The organism is Enterobacter sp. CP102 (assembly GCF_025152625.1).
GTDB lineage: Bacteria > Pseudomonadota > Gammaproteobacteria > Enterobacterales > Enterobacteriaceae > Enterobacter > Enterobacter soli.
Map to the genome: position 1 here is coordinate 2,752,438 of NZ_CP104014.1, position 15,650 is coordinate 2,768,087.

The following is a 15,650-nucleotide window of genomic DNA, read 5'->3' on the forward strand; positions in this document are numbered from 1 at the left end:
CAGGGCTTATTTGGGATCTCCTGCTGCGCGGTATTTTTATCCAGCATAAAATATTGCAGACAGCGGCTTTTCACCCGTTTCAAAAACGGGAAATCGCAAAGAAAAAATTTCTGCGCCAGCACGCTTTTGAATGCGTTGTTCTATGCTTGAAAAGAGGCTCTCCAGACAGAGAGAGCACCAACAACGAGGGCGCGCTAATGGCTACTATTGATTCCATATCCAAGGACAGCACACGTCTGAGCGATGGACCCGACTGGACATTTGAGTTGCTGGATGTCTACCTGGCCGAGATAGACCGGGTGGCAAAACTGTATCGCCTGGATACCTACCCCCATCAGATTGAAGTGATTACCTCCGAACAAATGATGGATGCCTACTCAAGCGTTGGGATGCCTATCAACTATCCGCACTGGTCTTTTGGTAAAAAATTCATTGAAACCGAGCGGTTGTACAAACACGGTCAGCAGGGGCTGGCGTATGAAATCGTCATTAACTCCAACCCGTGTATTGCTTATCTGATGGAAGAGAACACCATTACCATGCAGGCGCTGGTGATGGCCCATGCCTGCTATGGGCATAACTCGTTTTTCAAGAATAACTATCTTTTCCGCAGCTGGACGGATGCCAGCTCGATTGTCGATTATTTGATTTTCGCCCGGAAATACATCACCGAATGCGAAGAACGCTATGGGGTAGATGAAGTTGAGAAATTGCTCGACTCCTGCCACGCGCTGATGAACTACGGGGTAGATCGTTACAAACGTCCGCAGAAGATCTCCTTGCAGGAGGAGAAAGCCCGGCAGAAAAGCCGGGAAGAGTATCTGCAAAGCCAGGTGAATATGCTTTGGCGTACCCTGCCGAAACGTGAAGAAGAGAAAACGGTGACGGAGGCGCGCCGTTATCCGTCTGAGCCGCAGGAGAACCTGCTCTACTTTATGGAGAAAAACGCGCCGCTGCTGGAGCCGTGGCAGCGTGAGATCCTGCGCATTGTGCGCAAGGTGAGCCAGTATTTCTATCCGCAAAAACAGACTCAGGTAATGAACGAAGGCTGGGCCACCTTCTGGCACTACACCATCCTTAACCATCTGTACGATGAAGGGAAAGTTACCGAGCGGTTTATGATGGAATTCCTCCACAGCCACACTAACGTGGTATTCCAGCCGCCGTACAACAGCCCGTGGTACAGCGGTATTAACCCGTATGCGCTCGGCTTTGCGATGTTCCAGGACATTAAACGTATTTGCCAGTCACCCACGGAGGAAGACAAATACTGGTTCCCGGATATCGCAGGCTCCGACTGGCTGCAAACGCTGCACTTTGCGATGCGTGACTTTAAAGACGAGAGTTTTATCAGCCAGTTTATGTCGCCGAAGATCATGCGTGACTTCCGCTTCTTTACCGTACTGGATGATGACCGGAATAATTATCTGGAAATTTCCGCAATCCATAACGAAGAGGGATACCGCGAGATCCGCTCCCGCCTCTCTTCCCAGTACAATCTGAGCAACCTCGAACCGAACATCCAGGTGTGGAATGTGGATTTACGCGGCGACCGCTCGCTGACGCTGCGCTACATTCCGCATAACCGCGCGCCGCTGGATAAAGGCCGCAAAGAGGTGCTGAAACATGTGCATCGCCTGTGGGGGTTTGACGTGTTGCTGGAGCAACAAAACGAAGATGGTAGCGTGGAGCTGCTGGAACGCTGCCCGGCACGGTTAAATACGCTGTAGTTTTTTTGCCGGGTGGCGGCTACGCCTTACCCGGCTTACGGGTTTTGTAGGCCCGGTAAGCGAAGCGCCACCGGGCGAAAAAAAACCTCTCGTACGAGAGGTTTTTTATTTTAGCGGCCCTGGATGACCAGGTCGCCTGGCAGCGTTTTCTGCATCCGGTGCCAGATCTCGCCGGAGTCGTGTCCGTAGCGACGCACGGTTTCATAAACCTGATCGTGCATACCCGATGAGCACAGCTCGCTCAGCTTGTGATAGAACCCCAGCGCCAGGCTACGGGCTTCCGGGTTCGCAAAATAGTGACGACCAATACGGGTGTACAACCCTTTCATGCCATTGAGGATCAGGCCGTAAATCGGGTTACCTGATGCGAACGCCAGACCGCGGAATACGTTGTAATCGAGGGTGGCAAAGGCATCGGCATGATCTTCAACCGCTTTGGCGCTTTCCAGCACTTCCAGCGCGTTGTCCGGATGCTGACGGAATGCCGTACGGATAAAGATGGTGGCAATGTTGGTTCGAACGGACAGCAGGTTATCAATCAGCTGCGGCACGCTTTCGTGATCGAGACGCGCGAGCGTTTCAAGAATATTCAGCCCGGACGTTTCCCAGAAGTTGTTCACTTTTGTTGGCTTGCCATGCTGAATCGTCAACCAGCCATCACGCGCCAGTCGCTGAAGAACTTCACGCAACGTGGTACGGGTGACGCCAATCAGTTCAGAGAGTTCGCGTTCAGCAGGAAGAATTGACCCCGCAGGGAAACGATTATTCCAGATGCTTTCAATGATGTACTCTTCCGCGAAACCCGCCGGGCTCTGCGCCTTAATGACCATAGTGAGATTTCCATTACACAGCTTTAGCAAATTGGACTCATCATACCAGAGGCCAGAACCGGCAGGTAGCGCAGCAGCGCGAGAAAAGAGGGATCGGCGTTTCATTTTTGTGAAATTTACAATACGGCCTTATTGCCCTCCCGGGTGTTGAATTTGCGTATACTAATGCTTTGGTTGTCTTGATGGAGAGGGAAATCTGTAGTGGAAATCTCATTTGGGCGCGCACTGTGGCGCAATTTTTTAGGCCAGTCACCTGACTGGTACAAACTGGCACTCCTGGTATTTCTGGTCGTTAACCCCATCATTTTTATCGTCAGTCCCTTTTTTGCCGGGTGGCTGCTGGTGGCAGAGTTCATCTTTACCCTGGCAATGGCGCTGAAATGCTATCCATTATTGCCTGGCGGCTTGCTGGCATTTGAAGCGGTGGTCATCGGTATGACCAGTGCTGAACATGTCAAAGAAGAGCTGGCATCGAATCTTGAAGTGCTTCTGCTGCTAATGTTTATGGTGGCAGGCATCTATTTCATGAAACAGCTTCTGTTGTTTATATTCACGCGCCTGCTGTTAAGCATTCCTTCGAAAATGCTGCTCTCACTCGCCTTCTGCCTTGCCGCAGCCTTCCTGTCTGCGTTTCTCGATGCCTTAACGGTGGTCGCGGTAGTGATAAGCGTGGCGGTCGGTTTTTACGGTATTTACCATCGGGTTGCCTCATCCCGCCAGGGCGATGACCTCCAGGACGACAGCCACATCGACGCACATAATCGTGCGGTGCTGGAGCAGTTCCGCGCTTTCCTGCGCAGCCTGATGATGCACGCCGGTGTCGGTACCGCGTTGGGCGGTGTAATGACCATGGTCGGTGAACCGCAAAACCTGATCATCGCGAAAGCTGCAGGCTGGCATTTCGGCGAGTTCTTCCTGCGCATGGCGCCTGTCAGCGTACCGGTGCTTTTCTGCGGCCTGGCCACCTGCATTCTGGTCGAGAAGTTCAGCGTCTTCGGTTACGGAGCCAAACTCCCGGAGCCGGTACTCCAGGAGTTACGCAAATTTGACCAGCAAAGTCGTAGCCAGCGCACCCGGCAGGAAAGCTTGCGCCTTATCGCCCAGGGGATTATCGGCGTCTGGCTTATCGCCGCACTGGCGTTCCATCTCGCGGAAGTGGGCTTAATCGGCCTGTCGGTGATTATTCTGGCCACGTCGTTTACCGGCGTGACAGACGAACATGCTATCGGCAAAGCGTTTACCGAAGCCCTGCCGTTTACCGCACTGCTGGCGGTATTTTTCGCGGTTGTAGCGGTCATTATTGACCAGCAGCTGTTCTCGCCGATCATCGCCTTTGTGCTCAAGGCTGCTCCTGATTCGCAGCTTACGCTCTTCTACCTGTTTAACGGCCTGTTGTCGTCTATTTCGGATAACGTCTTTGTCGGCACCGTGTATATCAATGAAGCAAAAGCCGCGATGGAACATGGCGCTATCAGCGCCGGGCAGTTTGAGCTTCTGGCGGTCGCCATTAATACCGGGACGAATTTGCCCTCGGTTGCAACGCCAAACGGACAGGCGGCCTTTTTATTCCTGCTGACGTCTGCCCTCGCCCCACTCATACGACTTTCTTATGGAAGAATGGTATGGATGGCGCTGCCTTACACGCTGGTGCTGACGCTCGTGGGATTGCTTTGCGTCAAAATTACCCTCATTCCCTATACGCACTGGTTGCTACAAGCAGGTATACTTGCGGCGCAGTAAATCAGGCATATCGGGCAGTTCGCTGCCCGTTTGCGTTTTCGCATGATAAACATCCGATTACGCTTTAATTCGCAAGGCACAGGTGGCGCAGGAAACGAATTCGTTTACACTGCGCTTTCCAAGCATGTTCCAGGGAAATGATTATGTTGAGATTTTTAAACCAGTGCTCTCGCGGTCGCGGAGCGTGGTTGTTGATGGCCCTGACCGCCTTTGCGCTGGAAATGGTCGCTCTGTGGTTCCAGCATGTTATGGGGCTTAAGCCTTGTGTGCTGTGTATCTACGAGCGTTGCGCACTGTTCGGCATTATGGGTGCGGGTCTGGTTGGGGCTATTGCGCCAAAATCCCCGCTTCGCTATGCCGGCCTCGCCATCTGGATTTACAGCGCCTGGAAAGGCATTGAGCTGTCCTGGCAGCACACTATGATGCAGCTGCATCCGTCACCGTTTATGACCTGTGATTTTGCCGCCCGCTTCCCGAGCTGGCTGCCGCTGGATAAATGGCTGCCGCAGGTGTTCGTGGCATCCGGTGACTGTTCTGTGCGTCAGTGGGAGTTCCTGACGCTGGAGATGCCTCAGTGGCTGGTAGGGATTTTTGTTGCTTACTTCGTGGTAGCGCTGCTGGTACTGATTGCTCAGCCGTTCAAACCGAAGAAACGTGATTTGTTTGGGCGCTAATTTGCCCGGCGGCGCTTCGCTTGCACAGCAGCGCACATAAAAAAACCCGCTTCGGCGGGTTTTTTCGTATCAACGGTTGGGATGATTCATGATGTGGTCTTCCCAGTCCCGCACCTCTGACTCTTTCACCGCAATATGGCGCACGGAAATACGCTCGCCGTGCATCGCCGCTTTCGACCCCGTCAGCAACGGATGCCACGTCGGCAGGTCCTGACCTTCCGCCAGCAGGCGATAAGCGCAGGTATGCGGCAGCCATTCGAAGGTTGGCAGGTTATCGCGGGTTAACTTGATGCAGTCCGGCTCAAACTCGAAGCGACGCTCATAGTTGCGGCACTGGCAGGTTTTAATGTTCAGCTGTTTGCAGGCAACGTTGGTGAAATAGATCTCGTCTGAGTCTTCATCCATCAGCTTATGCAGGCAGCACTGCCCGCAGCCATCACACAACGATTCCCACTCCTCGTCGGTCATTTCGTCGAGAGTTTTGCTTTGCCAGAAAGGGATGTCGTTCATCAGGATGTCCACACGTCAAAAGAAAGCGCACCTTATAACGAGTCTGGCACGTTGATGCAAGTTTTGCCGCCCGAAGAAGGCGGCAAGTTGCTTTTACAGCACGCGGGTTTTCAGCGACTGGCCGTTAAAACTCACTTCCAGTTCGTCACCGCTGTTGAGCGGGCCAACACCTTCTGGCGTACCGGTCAGGATCACATCACCCGGTTTCAGGGTGAAGAAACGGCTCATATAGGCAATCAGCGGCAGGATCTTGTGGATCATATCGGCAGTGGTGCCCTGCTGGCGGAATTCACCGTTAACCTTCAGGTAAAGCGGCGTATCCTGCGGGTCAGCAGTGAACTCGCCCACTGGCACAAAACCGGAGATCGGGCAGGAATTATCAAACCCTTTGGCCTTTTCCCACGGCTGCCCGGCTTTTTTCATTTTGCCCTGCACATCACGCAGGGTAAGGTCCAGCGCGACGCCGTACCCAGCAATCGCTTTTTGCACGTGCTCTTCAGAGGCCTGACGCAGGGTTGCGCCAATCAGTACGGCCAGCTCCACTTCGTGATGAACCGAACCTAACCCCTGTGGCAACGCCAGCGGCTGGCGAATGTCACAAAGCGCAGTTTCCGGTTTAATGAACAGCACCGGCTCTTCTGGCGTGGCACTGCCCATTTCCTGAATGTGTTTCGCATAATTGCTGCCAACGCAGACAACTTTGCTGACGGGATAATCCAGTAATGCACCTTGCCAGTTATGATGTTGATACATTTACGACCCCTAAACGGTTGATGTGTTGTTCCCGGGCCTACCCGGGACTATTTCTTTCCGTTCACCTCAAGATGCTGTTTTAATAAATTCTCGGGTGGTGGCGGAAGCTGTAAATAATAGCCCTGTTCAGCTAATGCGGATTTCACTTTTTCCAGATCGGCATTAACCAGTTTCTTGCGCCCATCCAGCGGCAACAGCATCGCCAGCTGCGGACGGCCAAAGCTTTTCATTAATTCTTCAGGCACGCGGGAGAAATCGTCTTTCTTTTCGACATAAAGGTAGGTCTGGTCGCGGCTGGTACTTCTGTAGATCACACAAAACATGTTTTTACTCTGAATTCTCGGGTGGTTGCTTGCCTCAATATACTCCTGACTATAACATGCCTGATACTCTTCGGAATATCGCAACGACTGCGTTGTGGTTAATAGCAAATTGAGTAAGGCCAGGATGTCAAACACGCCCATCGAGCTTAAAGGCAGTAGCTTCACCTTATCAGTGGTTCATTTGCATGATGCAAAACCCGAGGTTATTCGTCAGGCGTTAGAAGACAAAATCGCGCAGGCTCCCGCTTTTCTGAAGCACGCCCCCGTCGTCGTCAATGTCAGTGGTCTTGATGCCCCGGTTAACTGGAAACTTCTCCAGCAGGCAGTGTCATCGACCGGGCTGCGCATTGTCGGCATCAGCGGTTGCAAAGACGCCGAACTGAAAGCCGAGATTGACCGCGCTGGGCTGCCCATTCTGACAGAAGGCAAAGAAAAAGCCCCACGTCCGGCACCTGTTGCCGAGCAAACACCCCCGCCGGCGGTGCAGAATGTTACACCTGTCACAAAAACGCGATTGATTGATGTGCCGGTTCGTTCCGGTCAGCGGATTTATGCACCAAACTGTGATCTGATTGTTACAAGTCACGTCAGCGCCGGTGCAGAACTCATTGCGGATGGCAATATTCACGTCTACGGTATGATGCGTGGGCGTGCGCTTGCAGGTGCAAGTGGCGATCGGGATGCACAAATATTTTGTACTCACCTGACGGCGGAACTGGTTTCCATCGCAGGTGAATATTGGCTGAGCGACAAGATCCCAGCCGAATTTTATGGCAAAGCGGCTCGTCTGCGACTGGCAGACGACGCGTTGACCGTTCAACCGTTGAATTGATCCCTTTTTAACAAGGAATTTCTATGGCACGCATTATTGTTGTTACTTCGGGTAAAGGAGGCGTTGGCAAGACCACCTCCAGCGCGGCCATCGCTACTGGTTTGGCCCAGAAGGGAAAGAAAACCGTCGTTATCGATTTCGATATCGGCCTGCGTAACCTGGACCTGATCATGGGTTGTGAGCGTCGTGTGGTGTATGACTTTGTGAACGTCATTCAGGGCGATGCCACGCTGAACCAGGCGCTGATTAAAGATAAGCGCACCGAGAATCTCTATATTCTCCCGGCCTCTCAGACACGTGATAAAGATGCCCTGACCCGCGAAGGCGTGGAAAAGGTGCTCGACGATCTGAAAAAGATGGAGTTCGACTTTGTGGTCTGTGATTCCCCTGCCGGTATCGAAACAGGTGCACTGATGGCGCTCTACTTCGCTGATGAAGCGATCATCACCACTAACCCTGAAGTGTCGTCCGTGCGTGACTCTGACCGTATTCTGGGTATCCTCGCCTCTAAATCCCGCCGTGCGGAAAATGGCCAGGACCCAATCAAAGAGCACCTGCTGCTGACCCGTTACAACCCAGGTCGCGTGAACAAAGGTGACATGCTGAGCATGGAAGACGTGCTGGAGATCCTGCGCATCAAGCTGGTGGGTGTTATCCCGGAAGATCAGTCCGTGTTACGCGCCTCTAACCAGGGTGAGCCGGTTATTCTGGATACGATGGCAGACGCAGGTAAAGCTTACGCCGATACCGTTGATCGTCTGCTGGGAGAAGAACGTCCTTTCCGCTTCATTGAAGAAGAGAAGAAAGGTTTCCTCAAACGCCTGTTCGGAGGATAAGTTATGGCATTACTGGACTTTTTTCTCTCGCGGAAAAAAAGCACCGCCAACATCGCTAAAGAGCGTCTGCAAATCATCGTTGCGGAGCGTCGTCGTAGTGACGCCGAGCCACATTACCTGCCGCAGCTGCGCAAGGACATCCTGGAAGTGATCTGTAAGTATGTGCAGATTGACCCGGAAATGGTCACCGTACAGCTGGAACAAAAAGACGGGGATATTTCGATTCTGGAGCTGAACGTTACGCTTCCGGAAGCGGAAGAATCACGCTAATCGTTTGTGATTTTGTAGGCCGGGCAAGCGTTCCGCCGCCCGGCAATCCCCCGGTGGCGCTGCGCTTACCGGGGCTACAGTTTCTTAACGCGGGTAGGATTCGAGCAATTTATTCAGACGTTCAGCCATCAGTTCCCCGCGCCAGCCTGCCATCATTTCCGGCAATCCATTCTGTGTTTTCAGCTTCCAGTGCCAGTTCAGCAACTGATTAATCTGACGACGCGACGCCAGCAATTCAGCGCCCAGTTTGCTCTCAGTTGCCACTTCCTGCACCAGAGCCTTAATGTCTTTAAACGCTTTGCGGTAACCCGGCATGTCCATCAGGTTCAGCAGCGGCTCTGGCAGCGCGTCATCCGGCGTTTGCTGGGCTTTTTCCACCAGCGCCAGCAGGGTTTTACCGTGGAAACGGATCTCGCTCCCGGAAAGGCCAATGCTGTCCAGCTCACCCATGCTGCCCGGCATATAACGTGCAACCGCCCAGAGATGTTCTTCACGAACCACAAAATTAACGGCCAGATCGCGCTCGCGCGCTTTACGCAGGCGCCAGTCGGCCAGCAACTGCAAACAGGCCAGCTGACGCGTACGCAGCTGCCACGCGTTGCTGATGTCACGCCAGGCCTCTTTCGGATCAACCACTTCCTGACGACGCTGTTGCGTCATACGACACTCGTCCAGCGCCGCAGGCAACCAGCCAGACGCTTCGGCTTCTTTCATCAGCTGGCCGGCAATCGGTAGCAGATAAAACACGTCTGCCGCAGCATATTCCAGCTGACGTTCGGTTAAGGGACGCGCCAGCCAGTCGGTACGGGATTCGCTTTTATCCAGTGCGATCCCCGTGTACTCCTCAACCATGGCCGCGAAGCCCCATGAGAGCGGACGATTGCTGAATGCCGCCAGGATCTGCGTATCAATCAGAGGTTGTGGCATGATGCCAAAGGTGTTGAGAAACACTTCCAGATCTTCACTGCCGGCGTGCAGGTATTTGGTGACGCCAGTATCCAGCAGCAGCTCTCGCATTGGCGACCAGTCGGTAATACCAAGAGGATCGATAAGTGAAACATGTTTACCGTCGTACATCTGAATCAAACCCAGCTGCGGGTAGTACGTTCGGGTGCGGACAAACTCGGTATCCAGCGCGATGGCGGGAAAATCACGCGTAACCTCGCACAGCGAAGCCAGCTCGTCGTTGGTGGTGATCATCTGGTAATTCAAAACGGTTTCTCTTTTGTTTGCGCCCATAAAAAACGCCGGCTAAACCGGCGTCTGGGCGATTAGCGTGAAGCTCATGCCTTATTGTCCACTTTGGCACGGGCTTCGTCACGTAATTCTCGTCGTAATATCTTCCCGACGTTGGATTTTGGCAGTTCATCGCGAAACTCAACCAGCTTCGGCACTTTATAGCCCGTCAACTGACGGCGGCAGAAGGTGATAAGTTCCTCTTCACTAAGCGAAGCATCTTTTTTGACCACAAAAATCTTCACCGCTTCGCCGCTGCTGCCGGAAGGGACACCCACAGCCGCTACTTCCTGCACGCCAGAGTGCTGCATGACCACGTCTTCAATTTCGTTCGGATAAACGTTAAAGCCGGACACCAGGATCATGTCTTTCTTACGGTCAACGATGCGCAGGAAGCCCTCTTCATCCATTACGGCAATATCACCGGTGTGCAGCCAGCCATCTTTGATGATTTCGTCGGTCGCATCGGGACGCTGCCAGTAGCCCAGCATCACCTGCGGGCCTTTCACGCACAGCTCGCCCGGCTCGCCCGGCGCGACTTCGTTATCGTTATCGTCGACCAGTTTGGCCTCGGTGGAAGGGACCGGCAGACCAATGCTGCCACTGTGGTAGTCGATATCGTGCGGGTTTACGCTGACCAGCGGTGCACATTCGGTCAGGCCGTAACCTTCCAGAAGATACTGTCCGGTGAGTTTCACCCAGCGCTCGGCCACCGCCTGCTGAACCGGCATCCCGCCGCCGGCAGAGAGATGCAGCGTTGAGAAATCGAGCTGCTGGAACTCTTTGTTATTCAGCAGCGCGTTAAACAGGGTGTTTACCCCGGTCATGGCGGTGAACGGGTATTTCGCCAGCTCTTTCACCAGCCCCGGAATATCCCGCGGGTTAGTAATCAGTACGTTCTGACCGCCGAGTTCAATAAACAGCAGGCAGTTCATGGTCAGCGCGAAAATGTGATACAGCGGCAGCGCGGTGATCACCAGCTCTTTACCCGGATGCAGCAGCGGCCCGTAGGTCGCATTAACCTGCTCGAGGTTCGCCAGCATATTGCGGTGGGTCAGCATCGCCCCTTTGGCCACGCCGGTGGTGCCGCCGGTGTATTGCAGGAAGGCCAGGTCTTCTGCAACCACTTCCGGCTTCACGTACTGCATCCGGTAGCCAGCATGAAGTGCACGGCGGAAAGAGATGGCATCCGGCAGGTGGTATTTTGGCACCAGACGCTTGACGTATTTGACGACAAAGTTAACCAGCGTGCCTTTGGCGGTGGAGAGTTGATCCCCCATGCGCGTCAGAATGACGTGTTTCACCTGGGTTTTGTCGACCACTTTTTCCAGCGTATGGGCAAAGTTGGACACAATCACAATCGCGGCCGCGCCGCTGTCGTTCAGTTGGTGCTCCAGCTCGCGCGGGGTATACAGCGGGTTGACGTTGACGACAATCATCCCGGCACGCAGGATACCAAACAGCGCCACCGGGTATTGCAGCAGGTTTGGCATCATCAGCGCGACGCGGTCCCCTTTTTGCAGCCCAAGCCCTTCCTGAAGATAGGCCGCAAACGCGCGGCTACGCTCCTCAAGCTTACGGAACGTCATTACCTCACCCATATTCACAAATGCGGGCTGGTCCGCGTAGCGCCTTACCGAGTGCTCAAATAATTCCACCAGGGATTGATAACGGTCAGGATTGATCTCCGCGGGGACATCTGCGGGATAACGGTTAAGCCAAACCTTCTTCAATGCATCACCTCTGAAATGAGTGTTCGTCGTCATCACAACCCCGATAATAAACAGTTTGTTAACATTATATTAACTCAGCGTACCAGTTTATTAATTGTTCAGATTTAAGGTTGCGAAGCGCGTCACTCTTTTTTTTCGTTTTATCCGTAAAAAAACAGAGACAGCGGCTGAGCCGCTGTCTCTTTCCTATTAATAACAGTTAGTTACTCGGTTACAACGGTCTGAACATGCGCCGGACCTGGGTTATACCAGCCCCATCCCGGATAGCCGTAACGGTATGGATGTGGGCCCCACATCCACGGGTCGATAGGCTGTGGTGGCATAATCACCTGCTGCTCAAGCCGCCAGCGTTTATAACCGTTGACCTGCATGGTCATGAATTTATACGGCGTACTGCCGATTTTGCCCTCTACCGTGCCGGTAATGGGGCCGACAACGGTCACCAGCTGTCCGCGGAAATCAACCGGGTCGAGGAAGCCGCTGACGTCAGCATAGATACGCCCGCGCGAGGCTTCGCCCAGGACCGGCCTTGCGCCGCTATCCAGAGGGACGGTGGCGATCTCCAGGCGGGTTTTCCCCTGCTGGTTTAAGACCTCAACCACCTTGCCGCCAAAACGCGCTTCCTGGCCAACGTAGAGCTCAGGCGCATTCATCACGCGCACCAGATCCTGCTGTGGCGTTGGGCTTGTTCCCTTGATCGCATCAGGAACGGTAACGCACCCGCTCAGCGCTGCGGCAACAATACCCGCCATCATCAGACGTACTACTTTAGTTTGAACCGCCATGGTGCGACTCCTTTTTCTCAGTTCCTGTTACTGAGATTCACTCGCGGCCCGGAAGTTTCTTCCACGCAACGGTGTTTCGCAAATAAACTGGTTCAGCTTGTTCAACTGCAACGGTTTTTCCTGCGCCGAGCAGCTGACAGGCGATAGGTAACATGTCTTCCGCGGCAGGCAGAAGCATGTTGCCGTCTACCAGCGTCACGCCGGTATCGTTCGCCATTTCCGGCCATGCTGGCCAGCCGGTCCCCACTGTCGCCCATTCGCCTGAGAGCTGTAGCAGACGTTCGGTTACGGCTTCCGGTTTAAGTACCGCTTCCGTCTCTTCACCGTGCCAGACGCCGTTTTCGTCGCGGGTATATTCCGCCCAGTAAACTTCGCCCATACGTGCGTCAATGGCCGCCAGCACGCGGGTTGCACCGGTCATGCGCCATGCGCCCTGCGCCATGGTTGCCAGTGTAGAAACACCGATCATCGGCAGTTCTGCGCCCAGGGCAAGCCCCTGCGCAATGCCGATACCAATACGTACGCCCGTAAAACTGCCCGGGCCCCGGCCGTAGGCCAGCGCATCAAGGTCGGTTAAGGCGGTGTTGCCCTGGGTGAGGATCTCTTTTACCAGCGGCAGGATCCGTTGGGTATGTTCTCGTGGGCACTCTTCGAAATGAGCACAGATAGCACCGTCGTTCCACAGGGCAACAGAACAGGCCTCTGTGGCGGTATCAATAGCCAGAATTCGCATGAGTCGTCGCGCTCTCGCAGTGGTCAGTCACAAAATGGCGCGCATTTTAGCACACCCCGGAGCAAATTACTCCGCCGTTGGGTTCGCGAGGAACCGAACCGCGCGTTTAATGTCCCGCGTGCGCGGCGCGGGCGGCAGGCTCGCCAGGAAAGTGGCACCATACGGACGCATCACCAGGCGGTTGTCGCAGATAACCAGCACGCCACGGTCGGTGACATCGCGAATAAGACGCCCTACCCCTTGCTTCAGGGTAATCACCGCATCAGGCAGTTGCACTTCGTCAAAGGGATCGCCGCCGCGCAGACGGCAGTCTTCCATGCGCGCTTTCAGTAACGGGTCGTCCGGCGAGGTGAACGGCAGTTTATCGATGATCACCAGCGATAGCGCATCACCGCGCACATCTACCCCTTCCCAGAAACTGCTGGTCGCCACCAGCAGGGCATTACCGGCGCTGACAAACTGTTGCAACAGTTGCCCTTTGCTGGTTTCGCCCTGCAGCAGAACCGGCAGCGTCATGGTGGCGCGGAACTGCTCGGCAAGGTCACGCATCATGGCGTGAGAGGTGCAGAGCATAAAGCAGCGGCCGTTGTTGGCCTCAATCATCGGTTTTAACATCGCCGCCAGATGGCGCGCCGCGCCCGGCTGGTTCGGCAGCGGCAGATTACGGGGAACGCAGAGCAGCGCCTGTTTTTCGTAATCGAACGGGCTTGGCAGCAGCAGGGATTCGGCCTGCTCAATCCCCAGGCGTTCGGTGAAGTGGTGCAAATCGTCATTTACCGACAGCGTTGCCGAGGTGAAAATCCAGCTCCCCGGTTTTTGCGCCATCACCTCTTTGAACTTATCCGCCACGGTCAGCGGCGTGAGCGCCAGCGTGAAATGCCGTGAGGTGCACTCATACCAGTAGCTGAAGCCCGGCTGGTTAATCTCTTTCAGCCGTTTGAGCCGCCCGCGATACAGCGTGGCGCGTTCAAACGCCGCATCTAACAGCGCGGAGCGTCCAAGCGAGAGTTTCGCCACGTCGTAGCAGAGTTCCAGGGCATCATCGAGCAGCAGCAGCGCGCGCTGGATATTTTTGTCCGCCAGCAGTTCACGCAGGTTACCGCGATAACCCGGCTCCCCAAGCTGTAAGCGGAAATCCTGCGCGCTTTGCGCCAGCCGGTCAGCGCACTTCTGCAGCTGTTGGGTGTCTTTCAATTCTGTGCGATAGGCAATGGTGAAATCTTTCGCCAGGTCCTGAAGCTGGCGGCTAGAGAGCGACTGACCGAAATACTGGCTGGCGATATCCGGGAGCTGGTGCGCTTCATCGAAGATCATCACGTCAGCCTCGGGGATCAGCTCGCCGAAACCGCTGTCTTTGACCACCATATCAGCAAGAAACAGGTGATGGTTTACCACCACGACGTCGGCGTCCATTGCAGTTTTGCGGGCTTTAACCACAAAGCAGTCTTTGTACAGCGGGCAGTCGCTGCCAAGGCAGTTGTCGTTGGTGCTGGTCACCAGCGGCCAGGCAGGAGAGTCTTCCGGCACGCTCGCGCAGGTGCTGATGTCCCCCTCTTCGGTCTGGTTCGCCCATGACCGAAGGATAATGACGTCGCTCAGCGTCTGTACCGGCAGATCGCCACCCGCCAGCGCCTGCTGTTCGAGACGCTCAAGGCAAAGGTAGTTAGAACGCCCCTTCAGCAGAGCCAGACGCCCTTTGTATTTCAGCGCTTTCGCCACCGTGGGCAAATCGCGGCTGTAGAGCTGATCCTGCAGCGCCTTCGATCCGGTGGAGATAATCACCTTCTTCTTCGCGCGCAGCGCCGGAGCAAGGTAAGCATAGGTTTTACCCGTGCCGGTTCCGGCTTCGACCACCAGCGGCTGAGCCTTATCGATAGCGTGCGCAACGGCGTGCGCCATCTGTCGCTGCGGCTCGCGCGGTTTAAAACCGGGGATAGCCTGCGCTAATTGACCTTCAGGGGAAAAATCGTCTGCCACGGTGCTCTCTCACTGTATTTTTGCACAGGGATTATGTCAGCCCATCCTTTCATGTGCCACCCCAAATAGTGACGACAGATGCACAATATGGCAGTCTTGCCGCCTGATACGAAAAATAACGAGGAAACGTTTATGACAATTGTGCGCATTGATGCCGAAGCACGCTGGTCTGATGTGGTTATCCATAACCAGACGCTGTACTACACCGGCGTGCCGGCAAACCTGGATGCCGATGCCTTCGAACAGACGGCCAACACCCTGGCACAGATTGACGCGATACTGGAAAAACAGGGCAGCGACAAATCCCGCATTCTGGATGCGACCATTTTCCTTGCCAGTAAAGATGACTTCGCGGCGATGAACAAAGCCTGGGATGCGTGGGTAGTGGCGGGTCACGCGCCTGTACGTTGCACCGTACAGGCCACGCTAATGAAACCGGAATATAAGGTAGAGATTAAGATCATCGCGGCGGTCTGAGCCCGATTACTCTTCGTCTTCATCCTCGAAACGCGCCACGATCCGCTCGCCGGTATGGGTGGCGCGAAGTTCATCTGCCACCTGTGCGATAGCCTGGCCGCTGCTCATCCCCTGGGACATCAGCTCCTGGATTTGCTCAACCGCTTTCTGCTGCTGCTCATGGCTCAGAGAAGGTAAACCTGCAAACATCGTCAACTCCTGCTAAATTGTC

General features: G+C 54.6%; 17 protein-coding genes. 7 read left to right on the forward strand and 10 right to left on the reverse strand.

Annotated elements, in window-relative coordinates:
* The first annotated feature begins 197 nt into the window (after window positions 1-197).
* Window positions 198-1,730: a SpoVR family protein gene (locus tag N1249_RS13040; protein ID WP_166715777.1), complete on the forward strand. Its 1,533-nt coding sequence runs from the start codon at window positions 198-200 to the stop codon at window positions 1,728-1,730.
* Between the two features lie 110 nt (window positions 1,731-1,840).
* Here the strand turns inward: N1249_RS13040 and fadR are convergent, their stop codons facing one another.
* Window positions 1,841-2,560 (reverse strand): fatty acid metabolism transcriptional regulator FadR, encoded by a 720-nt coding sequence (gene fadR / locus N1249_RS13045; RefSeq protein WP_257273320.1) that lies wholly within the window; start codon window positions 2,558-2,560, stop codon window positions 1,841-1,843.
* A 201-nt stretch (window positions 2,561-2,761) separates the two neighbouring features.
* On the opposite strand from fadR, the gene nhaB reads away from it, so the two are divergent.
* Window positions 2,762-4,300 (forward strand): Na(+)/H(+) antiporter NhaB, encoded by a 1,539-nt coding sequence (gene nhaB / locus N1249_RS13050; RefSeq protein WP_259829921.1) that lies wholly within the window; start codon window positions 2,762-2,764, stop codon window positions 4,298-4,300.
* A gap of 143 nt (window positions 4,301-4,443) precedes the next feature.
* A complete protein-coding gene (dsbB, locus tag N1249_RS13055; RefSeq protein WP_014070634.1) occupies window positions 4,444-4,974 on the forward strand; it encodes a disulfide bond formation protein DsbB in 531 nt (176 codons plus the stop codon).
* 69 nt (window positions 4,975-5,043) lie between these two features.
* On the opposite strand, the gene N1249_RS13060 is transcribed toward dsbB, so the two are convergent.
* From N1249_RS13060 to N1249_RS13070, 3 genes are all read right to left on the reverse strand, one after another.
* Window positions 5,044-5,484 (reverse strand): YcgN family cysteine cluster protein, encoded by a 441-nt coding sequence (locus tag N1249_RS13060; protein ID WP_257273322.1) that lies wholly within the window; start codon window positions 5,482-5,484, stop codon window positions 5,044-5,046.
* A 93-nt stretch (window positions 5,485-5,577) separates the two neighbouring features.
* Window positions 5,578-6,237: a fumarylacetoacetate hydrolase family protein gene (locus tag N1249_RS13065; protein WP_257273323.1), complete on the reverse strand. Its 660-nt coding sequence runs from the start codon at window positions 6,235-6,237 to the stop codon at window positions 5,578-5,580.
* Window positions 6,238-6,284: 47 nt separating this feature from the next.
* Window positions 6,285-6,560, reverse strand: a complete 276-nt coding sequence (locus N1249_RS13070) for a YcgL domain-containing protein (RefSeq protein ID WP_014070637.1) — start codon at window positions 6,558-6,560, stop codon at window positions 6,285-6,287.
* A 124-nt stretch (window positions 6,561-6,684) separates the two neighbouring features.
* Here N1249_RS13070 and minC point away from each other — a divergent pair, with 124 nt between their 5' ends.
* Genes minC through minE form a run of 3 tightly spaced genes read left to right on the forward strand, consistent with a single transcriptional unit; the run spans window position 6,685 to window position 8,498 of the window.
* A complete protein-coding gene (gene minC, locus N1249_RS13075; RefSeq protein ID WP_257273324.1) occupies window positions 6,685-7,392 on the forward strand; it encodes a septum site-determining protein MinC in 708 nt (235 codons plus the stop codon).
* A gap of 23 nt (window positions 7,393-7,415) precedes the next feature.
* On the forward strand, window positions 7,416-8,228 hold the full coding sequence (minD, locus tag N1249_RS13080; protein ID WP_014070639.1) for a septum site-determining protein MinD: 813 nt from the start codon (window positions 7,416-7,418) through the stop codon (window positions 8,226-8,228).
* Window positions 8,229-8,231: 3 nt separating this feature from the next.
* On the forward strand, window positions 8,232-8,498 hold the full coding sequence (gene minE, locus N1249_RS13085) for a cell division topological specificity factor MinE (protein WP_003859937.1): 267 nt from the start codon (window positions 8,232-8,234) through the stop codon (window positions 8,496-8,498).
* Between the two features lie 84 nt (window positions 8,499-8,582).
* Here minE and rnd read toward each other — a convergent pair whose 3' ends face one another.
* From rnd to N1249_RS13110, 5 genes are all read right to left on the reverse strand, one after another.
* Complete coding sequence (gene rnd, locus N1249_RS13090) at window positions 8,583-9,698, reverse strand: ribonuclease D (protein ID WP_257273371.1); 1,116 nt, start codon at window positions 9,696-9,698, stop codon at window positions 8,583-8,585.
* Between the two features lie 83 nt (window positions 9,699-9,781).
* A complete protein-coding gene (gene fadD / locus N1249_RS13095; protein ID WP_257273325.1) occupies window positions 9,782-11,467 on the reverse strand; it encodes a long-chain-fatty-acid--CoA ligase FadD in 1,686 nt (561 codons plus the stop codon).
* 203 nt (window positions 11,468-11,670) lie between these two features.
* Window positions 11,671-12,252 carry a Slp family lipoprotein gene (locus N1249_RS13100; RefSeq protein ID WP_014070642.1) on the reverse strand — a complete coding sequence of 194 codons (582 nt, stop codon included), beginning with the start codon at window positions 12,250-12,252 and terminating at the stop codon, window positions 11,671-11,673.
* A gap of 37 nt (window positions 12,253-12,289) precedes the next feature.
* Window positions 12,290-12,985: a tRNA (adenosine(37)-N6)-threonylcarbamoyltransferase complex dimerization subunit type 1 TsaB gene (gene tsaB, locus N1249_RS13105; protein ID WP_257273326.1), complete on the reverse strand. Its 696-nt coding sequence runs from the start codon at window positions 12,983-12,985 to the stop codon at window positions 12,290-12,292.
* Window positions 12,986-13,051: 66 nt separating this feature from the next.
* The gene (locus N1249_RS13110) at window positions 13,052-14,962 is read right to left on the reverse strand and encodes an ATP-dependent DNA helicase (RefSeq protein WP_257273327.1); all 1,911 of its coding nucleotides are present in this window, start codon (window positions 14,960-14,962) and stop codon (window positions 13,052-13,054) included.
* Window positions 14,963-15,094: 132 nt separating this feature from the next.
* Here N1249_RS13110 and N1249_RS13115 point away from each other — a divergent pair, with 132 nt between their 5' ends.
* Window positions 15,095-15,439, forward strand: a complete 345-nt coding sequence (locus tag N1249_RS13115; RefSeq protein WP_217186474.1) for a RidA family protein — start codon at window positions 15,095-15,097, stop codon at window positions 15,437-15,439.
* A 6-nt stretch (window positions 15,440-15,445) separates the two neighbouring features.
* On the opposite strand, the gene N1249_RS13120 is transcribed toward N1249_RS13115, so the two are convergent.
* Window positions 15,446-15,628: a YoaH family protein gene (locus N1249_RS13120; protein ID WP_259829927.1), complete on the reverse strand. Its 183-nt coding sequence runs from the start codon at window positions 15,626-15,628 to the stop codon at window positions 15,446-15,448.
* Window positions 15,629-15,650: the final 22 nt, after the last annotated feature.

Coding starts and splice junctions, on each gene's coding strand:
- N1249_RS13040 (WP_166715777.1), top strand. CDS start 198: ATGGCTACTATTGATTCCATATCCAAGGACAGCACACGTCTGAGCGAT.
- fadR (WP_257273320.1), bottom strand. CDS start 2,560: ATGGTCATTAAGGCGCAGAGCCCGGCGGGTTTCGCGGAAGAGTACATC.
- dsbB (WP_014070634.1), top strand. CDS start 4,444: ATGTTGAGATTTTTAAACCAGTGCTCTCGCGGTCGCGGAGCGTGGTTG.
- N1249_RS13060 (WP_257273322.1), bottom strand. CDS start 5,484: ATGAACGACATCCCTTTCTGGCAAAGCAAAACTCTCGACGAAATGACC.
- N1249_RS13065 (WP_257273323.1), bottom strand. CDS start 6,237: ATGTATCAACATCATAACTGGCAAGGTGCATTACTGGATTATCCCGTC.
- N1249_RS13070 (WP_014070637.1), bottom strand. CDS start 6,560: ATGTTTTGTGTGATCTACAGAAGTACCAGCCGCGACCAGACCTACCTT.
- minC (WP_257273324.1), top strand. CDS start 6,685: ATGTCAAACACGCCCATCGAGCTTAAAGGCAGTAGCTTCACCTTATCA.
- minD (WP_014070639.1), top strand. CDS start 7,416: ATGGCACGCATTATTGTTGTTACTTCGGGTAAAGGAGGCGTTGGCAAG.
- minE (WP_003859937.1), top strand. CDS start 8,232: ATGGCATTACTGGACTTTTTTCTCTCGCGGAAAAAAAGCACCGCCAAC.
- rnd (WP_257273371.1), bottom strand. CDS start 9,698: ATGATCACCACCAACGACGAGCTGGCTTCGCTGTGCGAGGTTACGCGT.
- N1249_RS13100 (WP_014070642.1), bottom strand. CDS start 12,252: ATGGCGGTTCAAACTAAAGTAGTACGTCTGATGATGGCGGGTATTGTT.
- tsaB (WP_257273326.1), bottom strand. CDS start 12,985: ATGCGAATTCTGGCTATTGATACCGCCACAGAGGCCTGTTCTGTTGCC.
- N1249_RS13115 (WP_217186474.1), top strand. CDS start 15,095: ATGACAATTGTGCGCATTGATGCCGAAGCACGCTGGTCTGATGTGGTT.
- N1249_RS13120 (WP_259829927.1), bottom strand. CDS start 15,628: ATGTTTGCAGGTTTACCTTCTCTGAGCCATGAGCAGCAGCAGAAAGCG.